This window comes from Bacteroides sp. ET225 (genome assembly GCF_024733745.1).
GTDB classification, from domain to species: Bacteria; Bacteroidota; Bacteroidia; order Bacteroidales; family Bacteroidaceae; genus Phocaeicola; species Phocaeicola excrementipullorum.
This window is the reverse complement of the sequence record NZ_JANRHN010000026.1, coordinates 21,282-45,773: the sequence shown is the minus strand read 5'-3', so window position 1 is coordinate 45,773 and position 24,492 is coordinate 21,282. Positions and strand designations below refer to the sequence as shown.

General features: G+C 50.3%; 24 protein-coding genes and 3 tRNA genes. 17 read left to right on the top strand and 10 right to left on the bottom strand.

Going from position 1 to position 24,492, the window contains the following annotated elements; genetic code table 11:
* Positions 1-34 precede the first annotated feature (34 nt).
* Together tpx and NW212_RS11325 are read right to left on the bottom strand one after the other, a co-directional pair.
* Complete coding sequence (tpx, locus tag NW212_RS11330; protein ID WP_258338751.1) at positions 35-538, bottom strand: thiol peroxidase; 504 nt, start codon at positions 536-538, stop codon at positions 35-37.
* A 101-nt stretch (positions 539-639) separates the two neighbouring features.
* Positions 640-2,379, bottom strand: coding sequence for a glutamine--tRNA ligase/YqeY domain fusion protein (locus NW212_RS11325; protein ID WP_258338750.1), 1,740 nt, complete (start codon positions 2,377-2,379; stop codon positions 640-642).
* Between the two features lie 811 nt (positions 2,380-3,190).
* On the opposite strand from NW212_RS11325, the gene NW212_RS11320 reads away from it, so the two are divergent.
* The 4 genes from NW212_RS11320 (at position 3,191) to NW212_RS11305 (ending at position 6,432) form a co-directional block, all read left to right on the top strand.
* Positions 3,191-4,465, top strand: coding sequence for a replication-associated recombination protein A (locus NW212_RS11320; protein ID WP_258338749.1), 1,275 nt, complete (start codon positions 3,191-3,193; stop codon positions 4,463-4,465).
* Positions 4,466-4,663: 198 nt separating this feature from the next.
* Positions 4,664-5,623: a D-2-hydroxyacid dehydrogenase gene (locus tag NW212_RS11315; RefSeq protein ID WP_258338748.1), complete on the top strand. Its 960-nt coding sequence runs from the start codon at positions 4,664-4,666 to the stop codon at positions 5,621-5,623.
* A gap of 13 nt (positions 5,624-5,636) precedes the next feature.
* On the top strand, positions 5,637-6,104 hold the full coding sequence (locus tag NW212_RS11310; RefSeq protein WP_258338747.1) for a C-GCAxxG-C-C family protein: 468 nt from the start codon (positions 5,637-5,639) through the stop codon (positions 6,102-6,104).
* A gap of 124 nt (positions 6,105-6,228) precedes the next feature.
* Entirely contained in the window at positions 6,229-6,432 is a 204-nt protein-coding gene (locus NW212_RS11305; RefSeq protein WP_258338746.1) for a winged helix-turn-helix domain-containing protein, read from the top strand.
* 82 nt (positions 6,433-6,514) lie between these two features.
* Here the strand turns inward: NW212_RS11305 and NW212_RS11300 are convergent, their stop codons facing one another.
* Positions 6,515-7,435: a cation diffusion facilitator family transporter gene (locus tag NW212_RS11300; protein WP_258338745.1), complete on the bottom strand. Its 921-nt coding sequence runs from the start codon at positions 7,433-7,435 to the stop codon at positions 6,515-6,517.
* A gap of 171 nt (positions 7,436-7,606) precedes the next feature.
* Here NW212_RS11300 and NW212_RS11295 point away from each other — a divergent pair, with 171 nt between their 5' ends.
* From NW212_RS11295 to NW212_RS11285, 3 genes are all read left to right on the top strand, one after another.
* Positions 7,607-7,813 (top strand): hypothetical protein, encoded by a 207-nt coding sequence (locus NW212_RS11295; protein WP_258338744.1) that lies wholly within the window; start codon positions 7,607-7,609, stop codon positions 7,811-7,813.
* Between the two features lie 197 nt (positions 7,814-8,010).
* Complete coding sequence (locus NW212_RS11290) at positions 8,011-8,475, top strand: MaoC family dehydratase (protein WP_258338743.1); 465 nt, start codon at positions 8,011-8,013, stop codon at positions 8,473-8,475.
* Positions 8,475-9,185: a TIGR02757 family protein gene (locus tag NW212_RS11285; protein WP_258338742.1), complete on the top strand. Its 711-nt coding sequence runs from the start codon at positions 8,475-8,477 to the stop codon at positions 9,183-9,185. The genes NW212_RS11290 and NW212_RS11285 overlap by 1 nt, the downstream gene beginning before the upstream one ends.
* Here NW212_RS11285 and NW212_RS11280 read toward each other — a convergent pair.
* From NW212_RS11280 to NW212_RS11260, 5 genes are all read right to left on the bottom strand, one after another.
* Positions 9,182-9,703: a phosphatase PAP2 family protein gene (locus tag NW212_RS11280; RefSeq protein ID WP_375337985.1), complete on the bottom strand. Its 522-nt coding sequence runs from the start codon at positions 9,701-9,703 to the stop codon at positions 9,182-9,184. The two genes, NW212_RS11285 and NW212_RS11280, sit on opposite strands and share 4 nt — an antisense overlap.
* Before the next feature lie 41 nt (positions 9,704-9,744).
* On the bottom strand, positions 9,745-10,113 hold the full coding sequence (locus tag NW212_RS11275; protein ID WP_258338740.1) for a diacylglycerol kinase: 369 nt from the start codon (positions 10,111-10,113) through the stop codon (positions 9,745-9,747).
* Between the two features lie 3 nt (positions 10,114-10,116).
* Complete coding sequence (locus NW212_RS11270; RefSeq protein ID WP_258338739.1) at positions 10,117-10,875, bottom strand: exodeoxyribonuclease III; 759 nt, start codon at positions 10,873-10,875, stop codon at positions 10,117-10,119.
* A gap of 82 nt (positions 10,876-10,957) precedes the next feature.
* Complete coding sequence (locus tag NW212_RS11265; RefSeq protein ID WP_258338738.1) at positions 10,958-11,659, bottom strand: porin family protein; 702 nt, start codon at positions 11,657-11,659, stop codon at positions 10,958-10,960.
* 5 nt (positions 11,660-11,664) lie between these two features.
* On the bottom strand, positions 11,665-13,458 hold the full coding sequence (locus NW212_RS11260; RefSeq protein ID WP_258338737.1) for a LysM peptidoglycan-binding domain-containing protein: 1,794 nt from the start codon (positions 13,456-13,458) through the stop codon (positions 11,665-11,667).
* Positions 13,459-13,850: 392 nt separating this feature from the next.
* Between NW212_RS11260 and uvrA the strand changes: the two genes are divergently transcribed.
* Genes uvrA through NW212_RS11240 form a run of 4 tightly spaced genes read left to right on the top strand, consistent with a single transcriptional unit; the run spans position 13,851 to position 19,558 of the window.
* Positions 13,851-16,688, top strand: a complete 2,838-nt coding sequence (gene uvrA, locus NW212_RS11255) for an excinuclease ABC subunit UvrA (protein WP_258338736.1) — start codon at positions 13,851-13,853, stop codon at positions 16,686-16,688.
* Between the two features lie 14 nt (positions 16,689-16,702).
* The gene (gene ybaK, locus NW212_RS11250) at positions 16,703-17,194 is read left to right on the top strand and encodes a Cys-tRNA(Pro) deacylase (RefSeq protein WP_258338735.1); all 492 of its coding nucleotides are present in this window, start codon (positions 16,703-16,705) and stop codon (positions 17,192-17,194) included.
* A gap of 24 nt (positions 17,195-17,218) precedes the next feature.
* Positions 17,219-17,992: a TerB family tellurite resistance protein gene (locus NW212_RS11245; protein WP_258338734.1), complete on the top strand. Its 774-nt coding sequence runs from the start codon at positions 17,219-17,221 to the stop codon at positions 17,990-17,992.
* A gap of 15 nt (positions 17,993-18,007) precedes the next feature.
* Positions 18,008-19,558 (top strand): carbon-nitrogen hydrolase family protein, encoded by a 1,551-nt coding sequence (locus tag NW212_RS11240; RefSeq protein WP_258338733.1) that lies wholly within the window; start codon positions 18,008-18,010, stop codon positions 19,556-19,558.
* An 88-nt stretch (positions 19,559-19,646) separates the two neighbouring features.
* Here NW212_RS11240 and NW212_RS11235 read toward each other — a convergent pair whose 3' ends face one another.
* On the bottom strand, positions 19,647-20,795 hold the full coding sequence (locus NW212_RS11235) for a DUF362 domain-containing protein (RefSeq protein ID WP_258338732.1): 1,149 nt from the start codon (positions 20,793-20,795) through the stop codon (positions 19,647-19,649).
* A 129-nt stretch (positions 20,796-20,924) separates the two neighbouring features.
* Between NW212_RS11235 and NW212_RS11230 the strand changes: the two genes are divergently transcribed.
* The 5 genes from NW212_RS11230 to NW212_RS11210 all read left to right on the top strand — a co-directional run bounded on the left by NW212_RS11230 (position 20,925) and on the right by NW212_RS11210 (position 22,842).
* Complete coding sequence (locus tag NW212_RS11230; protein WP_258338731.1) at positions 20,925-21,278, top strand: hypothetical protein; 354 nt, start codon at positions 20,925-20,927, stop codon at positions 21,276-21,278.
* Positions 21,279-21,291: 13 nt separating this feature from the next.
* A complete protein-coding gene (locus tag NW212_RS11225) occupies positions 21,292-22,416 on the top strand; it encodes a glutathionylspermidine synthase family protein (protein WP_258338730.1) in 1,125 nt (374 codons plus the stop codon).
* A gap of 174 nt (positions 22,417-22,590) precedes the next feature.
* Positions 22,591-22,662, top strand: a tRNA-Cys gene (locus NW212_RS11220).
* 29 nt (positions 22,663-22,691) lie between these two features.
* Positions 22,692-22,763 (top strand) — tRNA-Cys (locus NW212_RS11215).
* A 6-nt stretch (positions 22,764-22,769) separates the two neighbouring features.
* Positions 22,770-22,842: transfer RNA gene (locus tag NW212_RS11210), tRNA-Lys, on the top strand.
* A 74-nt stretch (positions 22,843-22,916) separates the two neighbouring features.
* Here the strand turns inward: NW212_RS11210 and NW212_RS11205 are convergent.
* A complete protein-coding gene (locus NW212_RS11205) occupies positions 22,917-23,432 on the bottom strand; it encodes a PH domain-containing protein (RefSeq protein ID WP_258338729.1) in 516 nt (171 codons plus the stop codon).
* A gap of 212 nt (positions 23,433-23,644) precedes the next feature.
* Here NW212_RS11205 and NW212_RS11200 point away from each other — a divergent pair, with 212 nt between their 5' ends.
* On the top strand, positions 23,645-24,490 hold the full coding sequence (locus NW212_RS11200; protein WP_258338728.1) for a DUF3737 family protein: 846 nt from the start codon (positions 23,645-23,647) through the stop codon (positions 24,488-24,490).
* Positions 24,491-24,492 lie beyond the last annotated feature (2 nt).

The following is a 24,492-nucleotide window of genomic DNA, read 5'->3' as shown; positions in this document are numbered from 1 at the left end:
CGTTGGCTAATTTTATACTATTTCTTGAATATCCCTATTTGATGGCAGCTAATGCCGCTTCATAGTCCGGCTCTTCGGTGATTTCGGGAACCAGTTGCGTGTAGACAATCTGTCCTTCCGGGCTGATTACAACAACGGCGCGGGCCAGCAGTCCGCAGAGCGGTCCGTCAGTCATCAGCACGCCGTATTTTTCTCCGAAGTCGGAAGTGTAGCGGTAATCCGACAGAGGGATTACGTTTTCGATGCCCTCGGTGGTGCAGAAGCGTCCCTGTGCAAACGGCAGGTCTTTTGAGATAGCCAGCACGACAGTGTTCGGCATTTCAGCAGCCAGCTTGTTGAATTTCCGTACAGAGGTGGCGCATACGCCGGTGTCCATGCTGGGAAAAATGTTCAGCAGCGCATACTTTCCTTTTATATCTTCCAGGGTGAAGTTTCCCAAATCTCCTTTTACCAGAGAGAACGCGGGGGCGGCAGCCCCTTTTTCTACAAATTTACCCGCCAGTGTGACAGGGTTTCCTTTAAAAGCAGTCTTCGACATAGTTTTATGTATTAGTGATAAATTGATATATACGCAAAGATAAGAAAAAAGCGCACAAGGCGAAATGTTATTTTCAGCCTGTGCGCTTTTTTTAAGTTTCCTTATTTATTCAGCTTGCTCCACGTGTCTTTCAGTGAAACGGTCCGGTTGAAAATCAGGTGTTCCGGTGTGGAATCCTTGTCTGCCGTAAAGTATCCGATCCGCTGGAACTGGAGATAGTCAAGCGGCTTGACGTCGGCCAGGTATTTTTCTACATAGCATTCGGTCAGCACTTTGAGCGATTCCGGATTGATCATCTCCTTCATCGCCTCCAGCGGGGAGCAGTTCTTTGCCTCGCGGATAGCGGCCATTTCGTCGCGCGGATTCTCCACCTTCCAGAGCCTGTCGTAGAGTCTTACTTCCGCTTTCAGGCAATGCCTGCAGCTTACCCAATGGAGCGTGCCTTTCACCTTGCGGTTTGCTTCGGGCATGCCGCTCTTGGTGTTCGGGTCATATTCTGCATAGACTTCCGTGATGTTTCCGTTCTCGTCTTTCTTGCAGCCTGTACATTTTACGATATATGCATTTTTCAGTCTTACTTCCTGACCCGGGGTCATGCGGAAATACTTTTTGGGAGCAATTTCCATGAAGTCCTCGCGTTCGATCCACAGCTCGCGCGAAAACTCGATCGTGTGCGTCGGGGAGTCCGGGTCTTCCGGATTGTTGACAGCCTCCATCGCTTCCACCTTGTCTTCCGGGTAGTTGGTCAGAACCAGCTTTACGGGATTGATGACCGCCGAAACGCGTGTGGCTCGTGCGTTCAGGTCTTCACGCACGGCGCTTTCCAGCAGCGCGAAGTCGTTCAGCGCATCGTAGGTGGTATAGCCGATCTTGTTGACGAAATTCCGGATGGATTCCGGCGAATATCCTCTCCTGCGGAATCCGCAGATGGTAGGCATACGGGGGTCGTCCCATCCGTCCACAAGTCCTTCCTTGACCAGAATAAGCAGGTTGCGCTTGCTCATCAGCGTATAGTTCAGGTTCAGCTTGTTGAACTCGTACTGGTGGGGGCGGTTGTCGTCAAGGTCTTTTCCTTCTTTCACCCAATCGACAAACAAATCGTAAAGCGGCCGGTGAACCACGAATTCCAGCGTGCAGAGCGAGTGGGTTACTCCCTCGAAATAGTCGCTTTGTCCGTGCGCAAAGTCATACATCGGATATGCCTTCCATTTGTCGCCTGTGCGGTGATGCGGAGTTTTCACCACGCGGTAGATAATCGGGTCGCGGAAGTGCATGTTCGGATTGGCCATGTCAATCTTGGCGCGCAGAACCATCTTCCCTTCTTCGATTTCTCCGCTGTTCATCTTCTGGAACAGTTCGAGGCTTTCTTCTATGGGGCGGTTGCGGTATGGGCTTTCCGTTCCCGGCTGGGTAGGAGTGCCTTTCTGTGCCGCAATTTCTTCAGAAGTCTGTTCATCGACGTAAGCTTTGCCTTCCTTTATCAGACGGATGGCAAAGTCCCACAACTGCTGGAAATAGTCGGAGGCGTAATACTCGTGCCCCCATTGGAATCCGAGCCACTGGATGTCTTCCTTGATGGCTTCCACGTATTCCATGTCTTCTTTGGTGGGGTTTGTGTCATCGAAACGCAGGTTGCATACGCCTCCGTATTTCTGCGCGATGCCGAAGTCGAGGCAGATGGCCTTGGCGTGCCCGATGTGCAGGTATCCGTTCGGTTCAGGCGGAAAACGTGTCTGCACTTTTCCTCCGTTCTTTCCTTCCTGCAAGTCTTTTTCTACAATCTGTTCGATGAAATTCAGGCTCTTTTTCTCTGAATTTTCTGTTGCGTTTATTTCTGTCATAGCTGTTGTAGGTTGTCGTTTAATCATAATACAAAGGTAATATAAAAATGTGACATATCCGGAAAATCCGGAGAGCTTTTTGATTTGCGGAGTTTATGCGGGAGCGGCGGGGCCTTGTCCGGGATGCGGGGCCTTCTGCCTGGCACGAAGCCGGCGGGCGTTATCTGAAAAAGAGAGGACTGCGGGGAGATTTCTTCCGGGCGGCCGTTGGAAAAATGGATGAATTGCGTGAAAAGCTGTATCTCCAGTTTGGAGGTGTATGTTTTCAGTCTGGAGATGAACTTTCCGGAGGCTTCGGATGGCTTTTGTGCGGAAAGAATGCTTTTTCGGAGCAGCGGAAACCGTATTTCTGTCGGCCGTCCGGGTCGGAGTTTTGTGGATTCTGGCATGGATTTTATGAAAAATGTTAAAACGTCTGTCGGCTTGCGCTGAAAGAAAGTGCGGAAGAAACTTTGCCTGCATGCCGGATATTTTGCCCAACTTTTTTCGGCGCCTGCTGTCTGTTTTAATAAAAATTGATTATTTTTGCTGGACTAATCGGATGCGGTAGTTAAAAACTCCAATCAAAGAAAAACGAAAGAAAAATACAAAATGTGTTTTATGACATGTTTTTTTATTTGGTCAGGTGAAAAAAACACCGCATCTTTGTGACGTTATCCTGAAAACAATCTTTTTACCTTAAGAAAAAAAAACTAATACCTATTGAAAACTTTAAAAAAAGGCTCTTTGTGAAAAGCGCCTTTTTTTTATGTCTATACGCAAACTTCCGAAACTTTCCGTATCTTTGAACATTGTTTAAATGACACTTGTTATGGCGCAACCATTAGCAGAACGAATGCGTCCGAAGACGCTGGATGATTATATAGGCCAGAAACATCTGGTAGGTGAAGGGGCGGTTTTACGGAAAATGATTGATGCCGGCCGCATTTCTTCTTTCATATTGTGGGGTCCTCCGGGGGTGGGCAAAACCACTTTGGCGCAGATCATTGCCAACAGGCTGGAAGTTCCTTTTTTCACGTTGAGTGCGGTCACTTCGGGTGTGAAGGATGTGCGGGACGTGATTGAAAAGGCACGCAACGGGCGTTTCTTTTCGCAGCAGAGCCCGATTCTGTTCATCGACGAAATCCACCGTTTCAGCAAATCGCAGCAGGATTCGCTGCTGGGAGCGGTTGAAACGGGTGTGGTGACGCTGATAGGAGCCACCACGGAAAACCCTTCTTTCGAGGTGATCCGTCCGCTGCTTTCGCGCTGCCAGCTTTATGTGCTGAAACCATTGGAGAAAGACGACCTGCTGGAGCTGGTCGATCATGCGTTGAAGCGTGATGCAGTGCTCAAGGAAAAGCACGTGGAGGTGAAGGAGAGCGACGCGATGCTCCGCTATTCGGGCGGAGATGCCAGAAAGTTGCTGAACATTCTGGAGCTGGTGGTGGAAGCCGATGGAGGCGACCCGATTGTCATCACCGACGAGAAAGTGGTCAGCCGTCTGCAGCAGAACCCTTTGGCCTACGATAAGGACGGCGAAATGCATTATGACATCATCTCTGCCTTCATCAAGTCGATTCGTGGAAGTGATCCGGATGCGGCCCTTTACTGGCTGGCCCGGATGGTTGAAGGAGGCGAGGATCCGGCTTTCATTGCCCGCCGGCTGGTTATTTCCGCTTCGGAAGACATCGGTCTGGCCAATCCTAACGCCCTGCTGCTGGCCAATGCTGCTTTTGACGCCGTGATGAAGATCGGCTGGCCGGAAGGGAGGATTCCGCTGGCTGAAGCTACGGTCTACCTGGCCACGAGTCCGAAAAGCAATTCGGCCTATATGGGCATCGGCTCGGCTCTGGAACTGGTCAGGCAAACGGGCAACCTCCCGGTTCCCTTGCATCTGCGCAATGCTCCTACCAAGCTGATGAAACAGTTGGGCTATGGAAAAAGCTATAAATACGCCCACGACTATCAAGGGCATTTTGTAGAGCAGCAATTCTTGCCGGATGAAGTGAAGCAGGCCCGCCTTTGGCATGCGCAGGACAATCCGGCGGAAGCCAAGCTCAATGACCGTATGGTTGCTTTATGGGGCGAACGGTATAAGAAATGAACACTTGTTTTAATTGGAGTTTTATAAGTAGATGTTGAGAATTAGTTTATGCAAAACCTGTTTGTTCAGAAATGCAGATTAATGCGGATTCTCGCTGGTGATTGCGCTGATTGTCTGCTTTTAACCTGCGAAAATCTGTGTTTCTGACAATATCATTCAATTTTGCACACTTACTTAAATTAGATAAAGAATTAGTTTATGAAGATTGTAGTATTGGACGGATATACTTTGAATCCGGGCGACTTGTCATGGGACGCTTTGAAAGAGCTGGGTGATGTGACTATTTACGACCGTACAGCCCCCGGCGAATTGATGGAACGTGCGAAAGGGGCAGAGGTGCTTCTGACGAACAAAGTGGTTTTGGATGCGGAAACACTCCGTTCGTTGCCGGAACTGAAATACATCGGAGTCTTGGCTACCGGATACAACGTGGTGGATGTTGAGGCTGCCCGTGAAGCTGGAATTGTGGTGACCAACATTCCGGCATACAGCACCGATTCGGTTGCTCAGATGGCTTTTTCGCATATCCTTAATATCGTGCAGCGTGTGGATGTCTATGCGGATGAGGCCAGGGAAGGCAAATGGAGGAGCCGGAAAGATTTCTGTTATTGGAATGCTCCTTTGCATGAACTGGCCGGAAAGAAAATGGGAATCATAGGCTTCGGCCATACAGGAAGTGCAACGGCGCGCATCGCTGCGGCTTTCGGTATGGATGTGCATGTATATACCCGCAAGTCTGCCATGCAGCTGCCGCACGACGTGCATAAATGTCCTTCGCTTGATGAGGTGTTCCGCAAGTGCGACATCGTAAGCCTGCATTGTCCGCTTTCGGAAAAGACAAGGGAAATGGTCAATGCCGAGCGTCTGAAAATGATGAAGCCTACGGCGATACTGATCAATACCGGCAGGGGGGGCCTGATAAACGAGAAGGATTTGGCCGAAGCGCTGGCTGGCGGAACAATTGCAGCGGCTGGCCTTGATGTGCTCGTATCGGAGCCGCCTCACGCAGACAATCCGCTTCTCCGGCTGAAGAACTGTTTTATCACTCCTCATATAGCGTGGGCCACTTATGAAGCCCGCGTACGGCTGATGGACCTGGCGGTGAACAATTTGAAGGCATTTATTGGAGGAAAGCCTGAAAATAATGTTGCCATATAAATAGCGGATGACGATGACAAAGGAAGAACGTATACAGAAAGCGGTCGCCTTGTTTAAGGAGGGGTATAACTGTTCTCAGTCGGTTGTGGCTGCCTATGCCGACATGTACGGTTTTACCCGTGAGCAGGCACTGCATATGGCTGCCTCTTTTGGGGGAGGCATTGGGCGCATGCGTGAAACCTGCGGGGCGGCCTGCGGCATGTTTCTGCTGGCGGGGCTGGAGCGTTGCGCCGTTGAGGGAGCAGACAGGGCGGGCAAGGCCGCCAATTATGCGTTGGTTCAGGAACTGGCGGCGCAGTTCAAGTCCGAATGCGGCTCGATGCGTTGCGCCGATTTGCTCGGGCTCTCGAAAAAAGAGCCGGTTGTTCCGACTCCCGAAGCAAGAACTCCCGCATATTATGCTAAGCGGCCATGTCCGAAAATGATAGAAACAGCAGCCCGGATATGGGGCGATTTCCTTGAAAAGGAAGGAAAATTGTAACATAATCTGGCCAAATCGCACGTTTTTATTAAATTTTTTTTGTTTTCAGAAACAAAGACCGCTTTTTTTAGCTATTTTTGCCGGGACACAAAATAATTGTTGTAATATATAAAAGCAAAAAATTATGTTGAAAGAAAAAGCAGGTGTTATTGCCGGACAGATCTGGGAAGCACTGAATGGTACTGAAGGTAAAACTCAGAAACAGCTGAAGAAAGAAGCCAAACTGAAAGCGGACAAGGATTTGTTCCTGGGTTTGGGCTGGTTGCTGAGAGAAGACAAGATTGAAACAAGCGAAGTGGACGGTGAATTGGTTGTAAAGTTGAAATAAAGAAGCTTGCATAAAAAAGGAGGTGCGTTGGAAACGGATGACAGTCCGTTTTGCAGCGCACCTCCTTTTTGTGTCCGTCCTGTCAGTTCTCGAAGCAGCCGTTTTCTTTGTCACAGCACGGGCAGCCTTGAAACTCAAACTCAATGGTCGAATGGCTGATCCCTTTTACGGCCAGCGCGTGTTTGATCTGTTGTTTGATGTCGTTCATTTGTGACACGTCTTTGATGACGACATGCACGGTTGCCGCGTTTTCTGTTGTGCTTACAGCCCATACATGGAGGTGATGCCAGTTTTCAATCCCTGATATGCCTGTTATGGCATTTCCTATTTCGTCGAGGTTTACGGAGTCGGGCACAGCGTCAAGCGACAGATAGAGGCTTTCTTTCAACAGTTTCCACGTTGATGCGAGGATGATGCAGGCTATGGCAAGGCTTATCAGTGTGTCGATGATGACAAATCCCGTGAGAAGAATGACAATGCCTGAAATAACCACCCCCAATGAAACCAGCGTGTCCATCGCCATGTGCAGGAAAGCGCCTTTTACATTCAGGTCGTGTCCTTGGTTCCGCATGAGGAGCAGCGTTGTGATTCCGTTGATGAGGATGCCTGCCCCTGCTGTCCATGAGATGGCGGCTCCGGACACTTGTTCGGGGTTGCGGAGCTTGTAGATGCTTTCTATCAGGATACATCCCACGGCTATGAGCAGGATGATGGCGTTGGCCAGCGAAGCGAGCACGGTGCTTTTCTTGTATCCGTAGGTGAAATGTTTGTTGCCGTGGCGTTTCGCCATCTGGATGGCAAACAGCGAAAGCAGCAGGCTGAATACGTCGCTCAGGTTGTGTCCGGCATCCGAAAGCAGTCCCAGTGAGTTGTATCCGAAACCCACTCCTGCTTCGATGAGGACGAACAGAAGATTCAGTATGATGCACAGGATGAACACTGTGCTGAGTGAGGCGGGAGCATGGTGGTGATGCTCGTGCAGATGATGGTTTTCGTGTGACATATCGACGGTTCTTTTTTGTTTTCTGATGCAAAGGTAGGAATTTTGTCATCATCCTGTCCGCGTCGGACCGCAATAACAACCGGGTTGCATTTGTACGCTTTTAATTTCGTCGGATGGTTGCGGTTGTGCGGATTTTCCTTAATTTTGCAGCCTTGTTTTTAATTTGTCAATATGAAGAAGAAGCTTTGTCCGCAATGTAAGATCCCGTCGGTCTATGTCAAGAATGAAAAGGGTGAGCGCCGTTTGGTGTATGTAACTTCAGACGGGACGGTTGTTCCGAAAAATCCGGAAGAAACTCTTGATGGGTATGACCTTTCAGAAGTGTTCTGTCTGGGATGCTCGTGGCACGGATCGCCTTCCCGTATGGCGAGGTGGTAAGTCCTTGTTCCTGTCGGGGCTGCTCAATCTTTGTTTTTTCTGTTTTCTGCACTCTTTACTTTTATTTTATGAAGAGAAAATACGAAAAATATTCAAAGAATAAGGAAAAATAAGATATTTTATTTAGAAATTATCCGTTACAATAAGGATAGATTTGATTATCTTTGTCTTGAAATTGTGACTAAAAATAAGATTATATGGAGAAAGTGGTTGTAAATTCGTACGAAGAGTTTGAGCAATTGCTGGGTAAACAAATCGGAATTTCTGATTGGCTGGAGATACCCCAGGAGCGTATTAATCAGTTTGCTGACGCTACATTGGATCACCAGTGGATTCATGTGGATGTGGAACGCGCGGAGAAGGAAAGCCCTTACAAGAGCACGATTGTGCACGGGTATCTGACGCTTTCACTGCTTCCTTATCTGTGGAATCAGATTATCGAGGTGAATAACCTGAAGATGATGGTTAATTATGGAATGGACAAGATGAGGTTCGGGCAGGCTGTGCTTTCCGGACAGAGTGTGCGTTTGGTAGCCGAACTGCATTCGTTGGTTAACCTGCGCGGTGTGGCAAAAGCAGAAATCAAGTTCTCTATTGAAATCAAGGATCAGAAAAAGAAGGCGCTGGAAGGAATCGCCACTTTCCTCTATTATTTCAATTGATGGATAATGATACGGAGAAAAAACTGAAAGAATGGGCGCGGCAATATCATCAGGCCGCGTTCATTGTTTCTGATCCGGTGCAGTTTCCTCACCGGTATTCGCGGAAAGAGGATATTGAAATCAGCGGATTGCTTACGGCTGTGCTGAGTTTCGGCAATCGCAGGCAGATTCTGAGGGTATCCGAGCGGCTGGACGGGATGATGGGGCATAGTCCGTTGGAATATGTGCTGTCGGGAAGGTGGAGAGATGATTTCAGGGGTTCCGATCCGCGAAGCTTTTACCGGATGATTTCTTATGCTGGATTCCGTCTTTATTTTGAGAAGCTCTATGAAGTGTATGCGTCGGGAAGGACGCTGGAGGATGCTCTGTCGGATTTCACCGGAAATCCGATGCAGAAACTTTGTGCCTTTCTTGAAGTTTCCGACCGCAGTCCGCAGAAAAAGCTCAATATGTTTCTCCGCTGGATGATCCGGAGGAACTCGGACGTGGATTTCGGCATCTGGAAAACGCTGTCGCCTTCCGAGCTGGTCATTCCGCTTGATACGCACGTATGCCGTGTGGCTTTTCTGTTGGGGCTGACAGAAAAGCAGGTCTTTTCATTGAACAATGCGCGGAAGATAACGGAAGCCTTGTCGGAAATATTTCCCGGTGATCCGTGTTTGGGCGACTTTGCGCTTTTCGGGTATGGAGTGGACCACCCTGAGGGCTAGAACTTGAGTGAAGCGTAGATGCCGCAATGACCGTCACCTGCTACGGGACTGATGGTAAGGTCGTGCTTCTTGGCGAAGGGGCGTGTGAATATGTAGGAACTGCCTGCGCCGATTACAGCACCGGCGGCTACATCCCACCAGTCATGTTTCTTTCCGTACACGCGGCTCCATCCCACGTAGGTTGATACGACATAGGCTGGGATTCCCCATTTCCATCCGTACCGGCGCTGGATGAACGACGCGGCGGCGAATGATACAGACGTGTGCATGGAGGGAAATGAATGCATGTCGCTGCGGTCCGGGCGCTCTTTTTTGACGGCGTATTTCAGCGCATAAGTAACTCCTAGCGTTGTTATTCCGGCAAAGGCTCCCTGCTTCAGCCCTTCCCAGTCTTTATTGATCAGTATGGCGGTGAGGCCTGCCACCGGGAGCAGCACGGCTCCCACATCTCCCGATGTACGCACAGCCTTCCGGCTTCCGGTCACTTCAATTTTTTGTCCGAACATGGAAACTGCCATGCAAAGGGCAGCCACGAATAAAAGCAGATGTTTCATTTTCTTTAGAATAGTTTGGGGATAAAGATAATCAGTCCGATAACAGCCGAGGCGATAGCCAGAAGCAGTACTGCTCCGGCTGCCAGGTCTTTTGTGCGCTTGATCGCTTCGTTATAGTCGGGCGAAACCGCATCCGCCAGTGCTTCGATTGCGGAGTTGAAAGCTTCTGCCGCCAGAACCATGCCGATAGCCATTGCGATGGCAATCCATTCGGTTGCTGACAGTTTCACGATACAGCCGGTGATGATTACACATGCTGCTATGAAGCAGTGAATCCAGGCGTTGTGCTCGCAGGTTACGAGCAGCCGGATTCCGTTGAATGCGAATCTGAAGCTTCTCAGCCGTTTGCGCAGAGTGAAACCGTTGTTCTTCATGGCTCAGATATTGACAGTCACTTCTACGGGGCAGTGGTCAGAGCCAAAGATTTCGGTATGAATCTTGGCTCCTTCCAGCTTGTCGGCCAGTCGTGCAGAAGCCAGAAAGTAGTCGATGCGCCACCCTGCATTCTTTTCGCGTGCCTTGAACCGGTACGACCACCATGAATAGATGCCGGTCTGTTCGGGATAGAAATGACGGAATGTATCAATGAATCCGGCGTCGAGCAATGTCTGGAACTTTTCGCGCTCCTGGTCTGTAAATCCGGCGTTCATACGGTTTGTTTTCGGGTTTTTCAGGTCTATTTCCTTGTGCGCCACATTCAGGTCCCCGCATACAAGCACAGGCTTCTGTTCATCAAGTCGTTTCAGATAAGCCCTGAACTCATCTTCCCAGGTCATGCGGTAGTCCAGGCGTTTCAGTCCGTCCTGCGAGTTGGGAGTATATACGGTGACAAGGAAAAAGTCTTCCATTTCAAGTGTGATGACACGCCCTTCGCGGTCATGTTCGTCGATGCCCAGTCCATAAGTTACGCTTAACGGGCTTTTCCGGGTGAAAATTGCAGTGCCCGAATATCCCTTTTTCTCGGCATAGTTCCAGTATGAGGCATATCCTTCAAATTCCAGATCCAGTTGTCCTGCCTGCATTTTGGTTTCCTGCAGGCAGAAAAAGTCAGCGTCGAGCTGTTTGAACGCTTCACGGAATCCTTTGTCGCAGCAGGCGCGAAGTCCGTTTACATTCCAAGATATCAGTTTAATCATAATGAAAACTTGTTTTGCTGTAGAATAAATATGAATTGACAAATCCTCTCTTCTTGTGCGGGAGAGGGAAATCCGCTTGCGTTTATTTTTTCAGATCGAAAAGGTACGTAAGTCTTCCGCCGATGTAAGAATGTCCCGAACGTCCGAAATAATCTTTTTTAGAGTTGTTGTAGAAGTCGCTCAGGCCATAGTAATAGCGTGCTTCAAGGATGAAGTGACCGATTCCCGTGCGCACTTCAAGACCTCCGCCTCCGATAATTCCATAGTCGAACTTCTTGTCGGCCGGCTTGTCATACTGTTCGTTTGTTCCTTGCGGTCGGTTAGATGGATTCCACGAAGCGCTTTTGATTTCTTTTTCGCTGATGAGAAACCCTATCTGCGGACCCAGATTCAGGACAAAGCGCACGCCGTTTCCCTTGTCTTTTCCGAAGGCCAGGTGAGCGAGCAGGGGAATCTCCACGTAGTTCATGTTGCGGTGGTAGGTATCTCCCGTCCCGTCTTCAATCACCTCCTTCCATCCTCTTTGCGAAAAGTTCACTTCGGCCTGTATGCCGCAGATCATCTTGAAGTATTTTTCAGAGATGTAGCGTGCGGTAACGCCGAATTCCGGGCCGATGAGCTTGCTCTGCTTGATGCTTGGCTGGAAACTGACCGAGCTTACGTTGACGCCTCCATTGATTCCGATAGAAAAGTTGTGTCGTTCGTCTTGCAGCTGGGCTTTCGCCGGCAGAATCCAAGCACACCCTATTGCTGTGAGAAAGAGCAGGAGTATATGTCTTTTCATTGCAGTCATTCAAAATCCAGTTTAATCAGTTCGAAATCTTTGGTGATGTGTACGAAAAAGACTTTCCGGTTGATGAACCCTCCCCAGTTGTTTACACGTTCAAACTTGAACCCGGTCTGTATGGGGACAACCTTTACTTTGCTCAGGTTATTCTCCAGTCCGTCCCCTTCCTGCGCCAGTCCCTTCAGAAAGAAATAGCCGGTGTCAAATCCCAGCATTCCGAATTTTGGATAGCTGTTGGCCATGTCTTTGCTGTACCACCTGCGGTAGCTTTGGGTGAAGCGTACAGCTTCGGGGAAGAGGTTGTTGGTGTAGAAAGAAGAATAGAAGTATGTGTCCAGCTCGTAGAATGATGCCAGATGCTCCTGCGTGTATGTCTGCCATTCGGGATAGCCGAACAAGTGCATGTCAAAGCCGGGATGTTCGCGGCGGACAAGCGTAAGATGGGGAAGCAGGCGGGTGAGAGCCGAGCTGCGTCCCGACGTAGGGATAAAGATGTTTGTCCGGGTTGTGTCCATTGCCCCGATAACCTTGTCGGGATCGATTGCGCTGCCGAGCTGGATTTGCTTGAATGTCACCTGACTGTTCCGAAGTTCGTTTTTCAGCCCGGTGATGAAGTCGGCCTTTTCCTTGTCGCCGTTTGCCGGATCAAGGAAAATCACGTTGCACCGGCTGAACTGGCGTATGAAATGTTCGTATACTTCCGAATACAGGTATGACTGGGGCGTGTTGACCTGGTATATCTGCGGTGTGCTGAACACCTGGTCTACTTTGGGCTCGAACGGGATGACCAGCCGGATGTCGTTCTTCTTTGCAAACTCGGTGGCGACAGGGATGTTTTCGGGGGCTACGGGACCGAAGATGATGTCCATTGTCTTCATCACCGGCTTGTTTAGTATGGAAGTCATCACCTGCTTGCTTCCCTGCGTGTTGTAGGTGTACAGGTCGAAAGATATTCCCTGGCGTTTCAGGCTGTCTACGGCAAGCAGCAGCCCTTCGTAATACTCGGTCATTCGGGGATTGCTTTTGTCTGTCCCGTTCTCTTTGACGGTGAACGGAAGCAGGACAGCCGCTTTAACCACATTCATCTTTTGGGCGACCGGCTGGCTTTCTCTGAAAAGTTCCTCGTTGGTGGGTTCCGGTCCCGCCGCCTGCAGGTTTCCGTTCTTATTCTTTTCCGATTCGGGGTAGGGGATGAACAGGAATGTGCCTCTCCTCAGTTTCCCGTTTTTGAGGTCGGGATTGAGAGCGATCAGCGCGTCCTGGGTGATTCCGTATTTCTGGCAGATGCTGAAGATGGTTTCCTTGCGTTCCACCTTGTGCATCTCTTTCCATTCCTGCTCTTCCGCTTTCCGCTGAGGGGCGGTTTCCTTCGCCGTCGGGACCGATGCGCTTTCTTGTGCCGGAATGCATACAACCTGTCCTGTCCGGAAGTTGCTTGCGCTCAGTCCGGGATTTGCTTCGCAGATGGCTTGCGCCGTCACGTTGTATTTTACGGTAAGCTGGTAGAGAGTTTCTCCCGACTGGATGGTATGGAATACCACTTTTCCGGCATTTGAGCCGTTTCCCGACTGCGGAATCTTCAGTGTTTCCCCTGCGCGGATTTGTTTGTCGCTCCCGGGATTCAGGCGCACGATATCGTCCACGCTGATGTGATACGTGTTGGCAATCGAGTAAAGACTTTGTCCTTTGGCCACGGTGTGCAGGAAATATCCGTTTCCGGTTTGGGCTTTTATCGTTCCGCCGATACTTCCTGCTGTGAGAGAAAGCGAAAGGCACAGTATATGTATAAACTTCATTTTCAGTTGTAATGGTTTGTCATGGGGCAAAAGTACAAAAAAGTTCTTTATCTTGACAAGAAAACCTGATATATCCGGGGAAATAGCATTAAAAAAACGATAAAATCAATCGGGGGAGATGGCAGCGGACTTGTGCCGCATACGGCCCGGTTTCTATGGTCCAGCAGGTGAACCGTACGGTTCAGCCATATGGTCCGTATAGTCCAGCACTTGGACCGTACGGTTCACGCGCTGGACTGTAAAATATGTGCTGGCATTTGGCGGAAAATTCCGGAGAGGAGAAGAAAACGGACAAAAGCAAATGCGGAACGATAAAAAAACACCGGACTTTTTGATACGGGTGCTCTGAAATATCTCTATCTTTGCACGGATATAAAAGACAGACTGAGGATATGATTGAAGGAACGGAAACGATAGACGTGCAAGGGGCACGCGTACATAATCTGAAGAACATTGATGTGGCCATACCCCGTAACAGCCTGACGGTTATTACGGGATTGAGCGGAAGCGGCAAGTCGTCGCTGGCTTTCGATACGATTTTCGCGGAAGGGCAGCGGCGCTATATCGAAACGTTTTCTGCTTATGCGCGGAATTTTCTGGGAGGTATGGAACGTCCGGATGTGGACAAGATTACCGGGCTGAGTCCGGTGATTTCCATCGACCAGAAAACAACAAACAAGAACCCCCGCTCTACCGTAGGAACAACCACCGAAATCTATGACTATCTGCGTCTGTTGTTTGCCCGTGCCGGAACGGCTTATTCATACCTGTCGGGCGAAAAAATGGTGAAATATACCGAAGAGCAGATTCTTGATCTGATACACCGCGACTATAAGGGACGGAAAATCTTCATTCTGGCTCCGCTGGTCCGTACGCGCAAGGGACACTATAAGGAGCTTTTCGAGCAGGTGCGGAAGAAAGGGTATCTTTATGTGCGTGTGGACGGAGAGGTGAAAGAAATCGTTCACGGGATGAAGCTCGACCGCTACAAGAACCATGACATCGAAGTGGTGATAGACAAGATGGCGGTGAACGGACAGGATGAAACGCGCCTGAAGCAGAGCGTGGCAACTGCCATGCAGCAGGGGGACGGACTGCTGATGATTTTGGATGCGCAGACCGAAAGTGTGCGGCACTACAGCAAACGCCTGATGTGTCCGGTGACGGGGCTTTCGTATCGCGAGCCTGCTCCGCATAACTTTTCGTTCAATTCGCCTCAAGGTGCGTGCCCGCGCTGCAAGGGGCTGGGCTATGTGAATCTGATTGATGTGGACAAGGTGATACCCGACCGTTCGCTTTCGGTGTACGAAGGAGCCGTCGCGCCTTTGGGAAAGTACAAGAATACGATGATTTTCTGGCAGATCGAGGCTCTGCTGGAGCGTTATGAGGCTACGCTGAAGACTCCTGTGAGCGAGTTGCCTGAGGATGTCGTCAATGAAATACTGTATGGCTGTGATGAGCGTCTGAAAATCAAAAGTTCGCTTGTCCATACCACTTCCGACTATTTTGTCCTTTACGAAGGAATCGTGAAGTATATCCAGATGATGCAGGACAAGGATGCTTCGGCTACCGCGCAGAAATGGGCCGACCAGTTTGCCAAGACGGCTGTATGTCCGGAATGCCGCGGGGCGCGTCTGAATAAGGAAGCGCTTCATTTCCGCATCCATGACAAGAATATTTATGAGCTGGCTTCGATGGATGTCAGCGACCTTTATGAATGGGTTTGCCATGTCGGAGAATTTCTCGACAACAAGCAGCGGATCATCGCTTCCGAGATTCTGAAGGAGATACGCACGCGCTTGAAATTCTTGCTTGACGTGGGGCTGGACTACCTGTCGCTCAACCGCTCTTCCGTCAGCCTTTCGGGAGGAGAGAGCCAGCGCATCCGCCTTGCCACGCAGATCGGATCGCAGCTCGTGAATGTGCTGTATATCCTCGACGAACCGAGCATCGGTCTGCACCAGCGCGACAATATCCGTCTTATCAATTCGCTGAAGGAGCTTCGCGACTTGGGAAATACGGTTATTGTCGTAGAGCATGACAAGGACATGATGCTGGCGGCCGACTATGTGGTGGACATGGGCCCGAAAGCCGGACGTCTGGGAGGTGAAGTGGTGTTTGCCGGAACGCCCCGGGAGATGCTGGAGAAGGACACGCTGACTTCGCAATACTTGAACGGGAAGATGAAGATTGAGGTTCCCGCCCAGCGGCGGAAAGGCAACGGCAAGTCCGTTTGGCTGAGAGGGGCGAAAGGCAATAACCTGAAAGGTGTGGACGTGGAGTTTCCTCTGGGAAAGCTGGTCTGCGTGACCGGGGTGTCGGGCAGCGGAAAGTCTACGCTGGTCAACGATACGTTGCAGCCCATTTTGTCGCAGCATTTTTATCGCTCGTTGCAGGATCCCTTGCCGTATGATGCCGTCGAGGGGCTGGAATATGTTGACAAGGTGGTTAATGTCGACCAGTCGCCGCTGGGGCGTACCCCCCGTTCGAATCCGGCCACTTATACCGGTGTGTTTTCTGACATCCGCAACTTGTTTGTCGGTCTGCCCGAAGCTAAAATCCGCGGTTATAAGGCGGGACGTTTTTCTTTCAATGTGTCGGGAGGCCGGTGTGAGGCTTGTGGCGGAAACGGGTACAAGACGATTGAGATGAACTTTCTTCCCGACGTGTTTGTGCCTTGTGAAGTATGCCATGGCAAGCGCTATAACCGCGAAACGCTGGAAGTGCGTTACAAAGGAAAGTCAATCGCCGATGTGCTTGACATGACCATCAACCGCGCCGTTGAGTTCTTCGAAAACGTTCCTCAGATACTCAATAAGATAAAGGTGCTTCAGGAAGTCGGGCTGGGCTACATCAGGCTGGGGCAGCCTTCCACTACATTGTCGGGAGGGGAGAGCCAGCGCGTGAAACTGGCCACAGAGCTTTCAAAGCGTGATACGGGAAAAACGGTGTATATTCTTGACGAACCTACAACCGGACTGCACTTCGAGGATATCCGTGTGCTGATGAGCGTGCTTGACCGTCTGGTCGACAAGGGCAATACGGTGATTGTCATAGAGCATAACCTGGATGTCATCAAAATGGCAGACTATGTTATCGATATGGGTCCGGAAGGCGGAAAAGGCGGAGGACAGCTGCTTGTTTGCGGCACTCCGGAAGAAGTGGCCGCATCGGGGAAGGGATATACTTCCCAGTTCCTGAAGGAAGAGCTCGAATGGTCAAAGAAATAAAAAACAGAAGAACGATGTCAAAAGAAAAGATTGCAAAGACAAATGCTGCCCGGTTGCTGGACAGGGACAAAATAAAGTATGAGCTGGTGCCGTATGAAGTGGACGAAAATGATTTGAGCTGCATCCACGTGGCAGCCACGCTGGGGGAAAACATCGAACAGGTGTTCAAGACGTTGGTGCTTCATGGCGACAAGTCTGGCTATTTCGTTTGTGTAATTCCCGGAGAGCATGAAATTGATTTGAAGCTGGCGGCCAAAGTGTCCGGCAATAAGAAATGTGATCTGATTCCGGTGAAAGAGCTGCTGCCGCTTACGGGATACATTCGCGGAGGCTGTTCTCCCATCGGCATGAAGAAACATTTCCCTACTTATATTCATCATACGTGCAACGACTATCCTTATATATATGTAAGTGCAGGCATGCGCGGGCTGCAGGTGAAGCTGGCTCCGGCCGATTTGGTCAAGGTGAGCCAGGCTCAGGTATGCACGCTGTTTGGAGTGGAATGAAACGGATATCTAAATAAACAGGTTATGAAATACGGAAAATGGATTGGCGGTATCATGGGATTCATGACGATGGGACCGCTTGGGGCTTTGGCCGGATTTGCCATCGGCTCCTTGTTTGACAAGGCCGGAGATGCGCAGGCTGCGCAGGACGGTTATTCACAGGATAATGTATACATGGGGCAGCGGAACAGTTTTCTGTTTTCCATGCTTGTCATGTCTTCATACATTATCCGTGCGGACGGACGTATCATGCACAGCGAAATGGAATATGTGCGCCAGTTCCTCCGCATGAATTTCGGAGAAGCTGCCGTTGACGAAGGGGAGCGCATCCTGCTGAATCTGTTCGAGCAGCGCAAGCAGATGGAGCGTACAGACCCGTTGGCTTTTAAAAATACCATCCGTGACTGTGGAGCGCAGATCGCGGCTAATCTTACTTACGAACAAAGACTGCAACTGCTTGACTTTCTGGTTAAAGTCGCTCAGGCGGACGGCAATGTATGCGTGCAGGAAGTAGATGCCCTGAAGGAAGTGGCCATGTATATGAGGCTCAATATGCAGGATGTGGACTCGATGCTCAGCCTGGGCGGAAACTCGCTTGACGAAGCCTATAAAGTGCTGGAGGTATCCCCTTCGGCAACTGACGATGAAGTGCGTTCCGCCTACCGCAAGCTGGTGCTGAAGCATCATCCGGACAAGGTGGCTGCCTTGGGGGACGACATCCGTAAGGCTGCCGAAGAGAAGATGCAGGCTATCAACGAGGCAAAGGAACGTATTTTCAAGGCAAGGGGAATGAAGTAATTGTCAGATATACAAATGGAAAATAAAATTACGAAAATCAACAAAGTAGAGGTCCGCAACCTTCAGATGGACGACTATGCCCAGCTGGCCCAGTCGTTCACCCGTGTCTATGCGGACAAAGACGTGTTCTGGACACGTGAACAGATCCAGAAACTGATCGATATCTTTCCGGAAGGGCAGATTGTGACCGTTGTCGACGGTAAGATCGTTGGCTGTGCGCTGTCTATCATCGTCGACTACGACATGGTGAAAGGCGATCATACCTATGCGAAAGTGACAGGAAACGAAACCTTCAACACGCATAACCCGAAGGGGAATATCCTTTACGGCATCGAAGTGTTCATTCATCCCGAGTACCGCGGCCTGCGTCTGGCCCGCCGTATGTATGAATATCGCAAGGAGTTGTGCGAAACGCTGAATCTGAAGGCAATCATGTTCGGCGGGCGTATCCCCAATTATTACAAGTATGCCGACAAGATGCGTCCGAAAGAATACATCGAGAAAGTACGCTCGCGCGAGATTTATGATCCGGTGCTGACTTTCCAGCTTTCAAACGATTTTCATGTCCGCCGGGTGATGCGCAACTATTTGCCTAATGATGAAGAGTCAAAGCATTGCGCCACGCTGCTTCAGTGGGACAACATCTATTATCAGCCTCCCACTGATTCGTATGTGGACAAGAAGACGACGGTGCGTGTCGGACTGGTTCAATGGCAGATGCGTTCATACCAGACGCTTGACGATGTGTTCGAGCAGGTTGAATTCTTCATTGATGCGGTTTCGGGCTATAAGAGCGATTTCGTGCTTTTCCCCGAATATTTCAACGCTCCGCTGATGGCCAAGTTCAACAACCTGGGCGAAGCGCAGTCTATACGCGGACTGGCTCAGTACACGGAGGAAGTGCGCGACCGTTTTGTCACGCTGGCCATCAAGCACAATATCAATATCATTACCGGAAGCATGCCGTATGTGAAGGAGGATAACGGGCTTTATAATGTTGGTTTCCTTTGCCGCCGCGACGGAACATACGAGATGTACGAGAAGATTCACGTCACTCCCGACGAAGTGAAGAGCTGGGGCCTGAGCGGAGGCAAGCGTGTGCAGACTTTTGATACGGACTGCGCGAAGATTGGCGTGCTTATCTGTTATGATGTGGAGTTCCCCGAACTTTCTCGTCTGATGGCCGACCAGGGCATGCAGATTCTGTTTGTTCCTTTCCTTACCGATACACAGAACGGATATTCGCGTGTGCGTGTCTGCGCTCAGGCCCGCGCCATCGAGAACGAATGCTTTGTCGTGATTGCCGGCAGCGTGGGCAATTTGCCGCGCGTGCACAACATGGACATCCAATATGCCCAGTCGGGTGTGTTTACACCGTGTGACTTTGCTTTCCCTACCGACGGAAAGCGTGCCGAAGCGACTCCGAACACGGAAATGATTCTTGTGTCGGATGTTGACCTTGATTTGCTGAGCGAGCTGCATACCTACGGAAGCGTGCGTAATTTGCGCGACCGCCGCAGCGACCTTTATGAGCTTAAAATGAAAAAAGCGGCAACGGAGGACTGACATTGCCGGACTGCTTCGAACGAAGATAAAAGGCGCAGAGCATAAGCGGCGTTTGATGATGCCGGCGATGCTCTGCGCCTTTGCTGTTTTATTTTACGTTTATCAGCTCGTATTTCCTGTTTCCGAGTCCGATTTTTTCTGCATGAGCCAGGCAGGTCTGGTATTCGGTGTTCGGATTGGTGTTGCAGAAATGGTCGTGCCGGTCATGGAAATGCGGAGCCGCCATTTCATCCGTGAGCTGGCTTCCGGGCAGGGGTGTCTGTTTGAGGCAGGCATCCACGCATGCCTGGTCAAGAGCCAGCGGGTCGAATGAGGCGAACATACCTACGTCCGGTATGATAGGCGTGTCGTTTCCCGAGTGACAGTCGCATGTCGGTGAAACATCGCATACCAGTGATATGTGGAAATTCGGCCGGCCGTCGACCACGGCTTTGGTGTATTCGGCCATCCGGCAGTTCAGTTCCTTGATGGCGGCGTTTTGCGCAAAGTCGATGGCATCGAAATTGCAGGCGCCGATGCATCGTCCGCATCCTACACAGTTCTCTGCATTCACGGACATTTTCTTTCTCTCTTCATCGAAAACAAGTCCGTTGTTTGCACATTCGCGCATACATCTCTTGCATCCCCGGCAAAGTTCGTCGTTTATGATGGGTTTGCCGTTGCAGTGCTGGTCTTTTTTCCCGGCTCTTGATCCGCATCCCATTCCTATATTCTTTATTGCTCCGCCGAATCCGGTCATTTCGTGTCCTTTGAAGTGCGTCAGCGAAATGAAGATGTCTGCATCCATAATGGCACGGCCGATCTTGGCTTCTTTCACATATTCTCCGCCGGCTACGGGAACTGCGATGTCGTCTGTTCCTTTCAGTCCGTCGCCGATAATCACAGGGCATCCTGCAGCAAGCGGAGTGAATCCGTTCTCCCATGCGCAATACAAGTGCTCGATGGCGTTTTTCCGGCTTCCCGGATAAAGGGTGTTGCAGTCGGTGAGGAACGGTTTGCCGCCTTGTTGTTTCACCATGTCTACAACGGCGCGTGCGTAGTTGGGCCGGAGAAAGCTCAAATTGCCCAGCTCGCCGAAGTGCATCTTGATGGCAGCGAATTTTCCGTCCATGTCTATCCGGTCGAATCCTGCTGCCTTTATCAGTCTTTTCAGCTTGTCGGCCGGGCCTTCGTCCGGTTTGCAGCGGAAGCTTGTGAAAAAGACCTTCGACAAATTAGATGTGCTGTTTTCTGTCATAGTCTTCTGTGGTTTAGAGTTAGTTACTGTTCGTTATTGCAAAAATACGGAAATTTATGATGTTATGGTTGCCGGTGTGTGTCTTCTTTCGCTTTTTTGTGCTATATTTGGCGGCAAAGAACAAAGTATATGGACAAGCGACATTTTTTGATAGCGGCGATGTGCCTCATGGCACTGGCAGGCTGCACGCAGAAGACCGAACTTCCTGAGAATCCGGAGGATAAGGAAGAATACCGTGATTCGCAGGGCAACAGCTGGATTTATAATGCAATGCTTATGCGCTGGGCGCTGATGCCTTCGGCGATGAACGGACTGACGAGCACACATTATTATTATCCCCAGTCCGGATCGTGGACTGATGCCAGCGGTACGAGAGTGAACCCTCCTTCGAATGTCAAGGTGGCCCCTTCGTCATCGGCCAAGTCAAAGTCGAGCGGACGTGTGTTTGGAACGAGCCGCCGTTCTTCGGGTATTCATGCATAAGGGGAGGGAGTGAATGGAACGTGTTTTTGTAGCACCCCGACCGGGATACCGGGAAAAGATCGAAGCGCTGGGCTTTGACTTTCATGGTGACTATTGGCGCGAGGAAGCCTGTTATCGCCTGTCCTCAAACGAAGTGGAGATGCTGGAAACGGCTACGGCGGAAGCCTATCGTATGTATTGCGATGCGGTGGAGTATATCTTGAACGACCAGCCTGAGTTTATGGAGCGCATCTTGCAGCTCCCGCCGGAAATCTGTGAGCGGATCCGCCGTTCGTGGGATGAAGACGAGCTGAGCCTGTACGGCCGGTTTGACTTCCTTGTCGACAAGTCGGGCGTTCCCCGGATCCTTGAATTCAATGCCGACACGCCGACATCCTTGCTTGAAGCATCCGTTATCCAGTGGCAATGGAAGGAAGATTTGTTTCCTGCAAGCGATCAGTACAATGGCATACACGAGGGCCTGGTGCAGTCGTGGAAAGACATGTTTCCTGCGGGAAGCGAGATTCATTTTGCAGGCGCGCTGGATGACCATGAAGATACAGGCACGCTGCAATATCTGGCGAGCACGGCCATGGAAGCCGGATTCTCTACACGGGTGCTTGACATGAATTCGCTTGACTTGCGCGACGGGTGTTTCTATGATCCGAGCGGCGAGCGGGTGAAACGCTGCTTCAAGCTCTATCCGTGGGAGTGGATGGTTGATGAGAGTGCCGACGGCTGCCTGGCCGATGTGCAGTGGGTGGAGCCGGTATGGAAGCTGCTGATGTCGAACAAAGCCATACTGAAAGTGCTTTCCGATTTGTTTCCGGATTCGCCTTACGTCCTTCCTTGCTATCTTTCGCGTCCTGAAAGCGGTCTGTTCTGCAAGAAGCCCGTGTATTCGCGCGAAGGGCATAATGTGAGTGTGCTTGAAATCAGAAATTGGGAAGAGCGGGTACGTCTGGCCGAAACGGAAGGCGACTACAATAAGGGAGCGTATGTTTATCAGGAGTATGTGGAGCCGACGGCTTATTCCGGCCGTTATCCGGTCATCGGATCGTGGGTTGTGGGCGGAGAGCCTGCCGGAATCGGGATTCGCGAGAACCGTACGGAAATAACCGGCAATCTTTCGGAGTTTGTTCCCCATATCATCGGATAAGAACGTTTCGGGCTGCATCGCGCATCGGAAAATGCGGTATGAGAGGGCCTGTTTCCGTAAGAATGATGCTGAAAAGCGGAGAAATGAACGAAAAACTTTCATGAAGTATTGCGGAATTAAAAAATAGTTGTACCTTTGCAACGCGTTTGAGAAAAACGATATGCGAGAATATCCGGTTCCTTGGATGAGTGGCTTAGTCAGCGGTCTGCAAAACCGTGCACGGCGGTTCGAATCCGCCAGGAACCTCTCTCAAATGGCGAAGTGAAACATAGTCCGGTTCCTTGGATGAGTGGCTTAGTCAGCGGTCTGCAAAACCGTGCACGGCGGTTCGAATCCGCCAGGAACCTCTCAATGCACTCTTAGCTCAGTTGGTAGAGCAACTGACTCTTAATCAGTGGGTCCAGGGTTCGAATCCCTGAGGGTGTACATAAGAAAGGAGGCCGGTGCGCCTCCTTTCTTGTTTGTGTCCGCATTCGTTGGCGCAGGATGCCGGCGGACGTTCATCGCTTTGCCAGCCTCCTTTTTATCTCTTCTGCAACACGGTCTGCATTGTTGCAGCTCAGGAGGTATTTCTTTCCTTTTCCGGTGCGGATGAAAAAGGCCTGGGAGTAGTCGCCTACATACGATGTGTAGTAGCCGATGTCGCGGTTGTAATAGCGTCCCACATAGCCGTATATCCCGCCGATGCCGAATATGCGGATATTGCCCGTGCTGCGCGGGTCGTATCTCTGCACTTCCTCGATGTCTGCCAGCTTGATGCGCAGCTTCCCTTTTCCTCTTGCAAGTGTGAGGGCCGAGTCGTCGAGCGTGATTTCTTTCGGCGCATACAGCATGATGGAGCACAGCGACAGGAGCACGATGAGGATGACGAAGCCGCAGAGCGCCTGTGCGGTAGGATTCGTGGCGTGCATGAAATCGCGGATGGGAATCAGCAGGCCGAAAATGACGATGATCGGGATGACAATCCAGGTGATGAGTCTGACGGTCTGGCTCAGTGAAACTTTTTCTTTAATCATGGTGAGAATGGTTTTGCTTGTGAAAACTTCCGCAAGTTACTCAAAATATTCCGGCTGTGCAAGAGCAGAGAGATGTTGTGCGGCCGTTCCGTAATCGAGGTAACATCTTCTGTAATTTGTTTACATTTGAATTGGAAGAAACGTTGTAATTTTGTCACGTAGATAAAAATAGACGTATTATCTCTTTTTTTAATTATCAATAGGGAATGACTATGCAACTCATTAAAGACAAAGAATTCGGAGGCGAACGCCCGCTGTTCGCTTCGCACAATCTGCATCTGGATAATGTAACCATACTTGCCGGTGAATCGGCCATCAAGGAATGCAGCAATATCGTGGCAACCAACTGCCGTTTTGAAGGGAACTATCCGTTTTGGCATGTATACGGATTTACTATCGACAATTGCTATTTTGCCGTAGGAGGACGTTCGGCTTTGTGGTATTCCGACCATTTGACTATGAAGGATACGGTGGTTGACGCACCCAAAATGTTTCGCGAGATGAACGACATCAACATAGAGAATGTCGTGATGAATGATGCCGACGAAGTGTTTTGGCGTTGCAGCCGTATCCGCGTGAAAAATCTGAAGCTTCATGACGGCACTTATCCGTTTATGTTCAGCAGCGACATTTATGTAGACGGCCTGGAAAGCGACAGCAAGTATGTTTTCCAGTATGTGAAGAATGTGGAAATTCATAACGCAAAGATCACCACGAAGGACGCGTTCTGGGAAGTGGAAAACGTAACCATCTATGATTCGGAACTCGACGGCGAGTACCTGGGCTGGCATTCAAGGAATCTCCGGCTGGTGAACTGCCATATCTCGGGCGAGCAGCCTTTGTGCTATGCGCACGATCTGATTCTGGAGAACTGTACCTTCGACCCTGCATGCGACCGCGCTTTCGAATATTCGACGCTGAACGCTGATATCCGCGGTGCTATTACAAACATTAAAAACCCGACTTCGGGGCGCATTGTGGCAGACTCTATCGGTTCGGTCACGCTCGACGAGAATATCAAGGCTCCGGCCAACTGCGTGATAGAAACAAGAAAGTAAGC

Coding starts and splice junctions, on each gene's coding strand:
- NW212_RS11200 (WP_258338728.1), top strand. CDS start 23,645: ATGCAACTCATTAAAGACAAAGAATTCGGAGGCGAACGCCCGCTGTTC.
- NW212_RS11285 (WP_258338742.1), top strand. CDS start 8,475: ATGGATAATGATACGGAGAAAAAACTGAAAGAATGGGCGCGGCAATAT.
- NW212_RS11245 (WP_258338734.1), top strand. CDS start 17,219: ATGAAATACGGAAAATGGATTGGCGGTATCATGGGATTCATGACGATG.
- NW212_RS11325 (WP_258338750.1), bottom strand. CDS start 2,379: ATGACAGAAATAAACGCAACAGAAAATTCAGAGAAAAAGAGCCTGAAT.
- NW212_RS11305 (WP_258338746.1), top strand. CDS start 6,229: ATGTTGAAAGAAAAAGCAGGTGTTATTGCCGGACAGATCTGGGAAGCA.
- NW212_RS11295 (WP_258338744.1), top strand. CDS start 7,607: ATGAAGAAGAAGCTTTGTCCGCAATGTAAGATCCCGTCGGTCTATGTC.
- NW212_RS11225 (WP_258338730.1), top strand. CDS start 21,292: ATGGAACGTGTTTTTGTAGCACCCCGACCGGGATACCGGGAAAAGATC.
- NW212_RS11315 (WP_258338748.1), top strand. CDS start 4,664: ATGAAGATTGTAGTATTGGACGGATATACTTTGAATCCGGGCGACTTG.
- NW212_RS11230 (WP_258338731.1), top strand. CDS start 20,925: ATGGACAAGCGACATTTTTTGATAGCGGCGATGTGCCTCATGGCACTG.
- NW212_RS11205 (WP_258338729.1), bottom strand. CDS start 23,432: ATGATTAAAGAAAAAGTTTCACTGAGCCAGACCGTCAGACTCATCACC.
- NW212_RS11280 (WP_375337985.1), bottom strand. CDS start 9,703: ATGGCAGTTTCCATGTTCGGACAAAAAATTGAAGTGACCGGAAGCCGG.
- NW212_RS11290 (WP_258338743.1), top strand. CDS start 8,011: ATGGAGAAAGTGGTTGTAAATTCGTACGAAGAGTTTGAGCAATTGCTG.
- uvrA (WP_258338736.1), top strand. CDS start 13,851: ATGATTGAAGGAACGGAAACGATAGACGTGCAAGGGGCACGCGTACAT.
- NW212_RS11265 (WP_258338738.1), bottom strand. CDS start 11,659: ATGAAAAGACATATACTCCTGCTCTTTCTCACAGCAATAGGGTGTGCT.
- NW212_RS11240 (WP_258338733.1), top strand. CDS start 18,008: ATGGAAAATAAAATTACGAAAATCAACAAAGTAGAGGTCCGCAACCTT.
- NW212_RS11235 (WP_258338732.1), bottom strand. CDS start 20,795: ATGACAGAAAACAGCACATCTAATTTGTCGAAGGTCTTTTTCACAAGC.
- ybaK (WP_258338735.1), top strand. CDS start 16,703: ATGTCAAAAGAAAAGATTGCAAAGACAAATGCTGCCCGGTTGCTGGAC.
- NW212_RS11310 (WP_258338747.1), top strand. CDS start 5,637: ATGACAAAGGAAGAACGTATACAGAAAGCGGTCGCCTTGTTTAAGGAG.
- NW212_RS11320 (WP_258338749.1), top strand. CDS start 3,191: ATGGCGCAACCATTAGCAGAACGAATGCGTCCGAAGACGCTGGATGAT.
- tpx (WP_258338751.1), bottom strand. CDS start 538: ATGTCGAAGACTGCTTTTAAAGGAAACCCTGTCACACTGGCGGGTAAA.
- NW212_RS11270 (WP_258338739.1), bottom strand. CDS start 10,875: ATGATTAAACTGATATCTTGGAATGTAAACGGACTTCGCGCCTGCTGC.
- NW212_RS11275 (WP_258338740.1), bottom strand. CDS start 10,113: ATGAAGAACAACGGTTTCACTCTGCGCAAACGGCTGAGAAGCTTCAGA.
- NW212_RS11260 (WP_258338737.1), bottom strand. CDS start 13,458: ATGAAGTTTATACATATACTGTGCCTTTCGCTTTCTCTCACAGCAGGA.
- NW212_RS11300 (WP_258338745.1), bottom strand. CDS start 7,435: ATGTCACACGAAAACCATCATCTGCACGAGCATCACCACCATGCTCCC.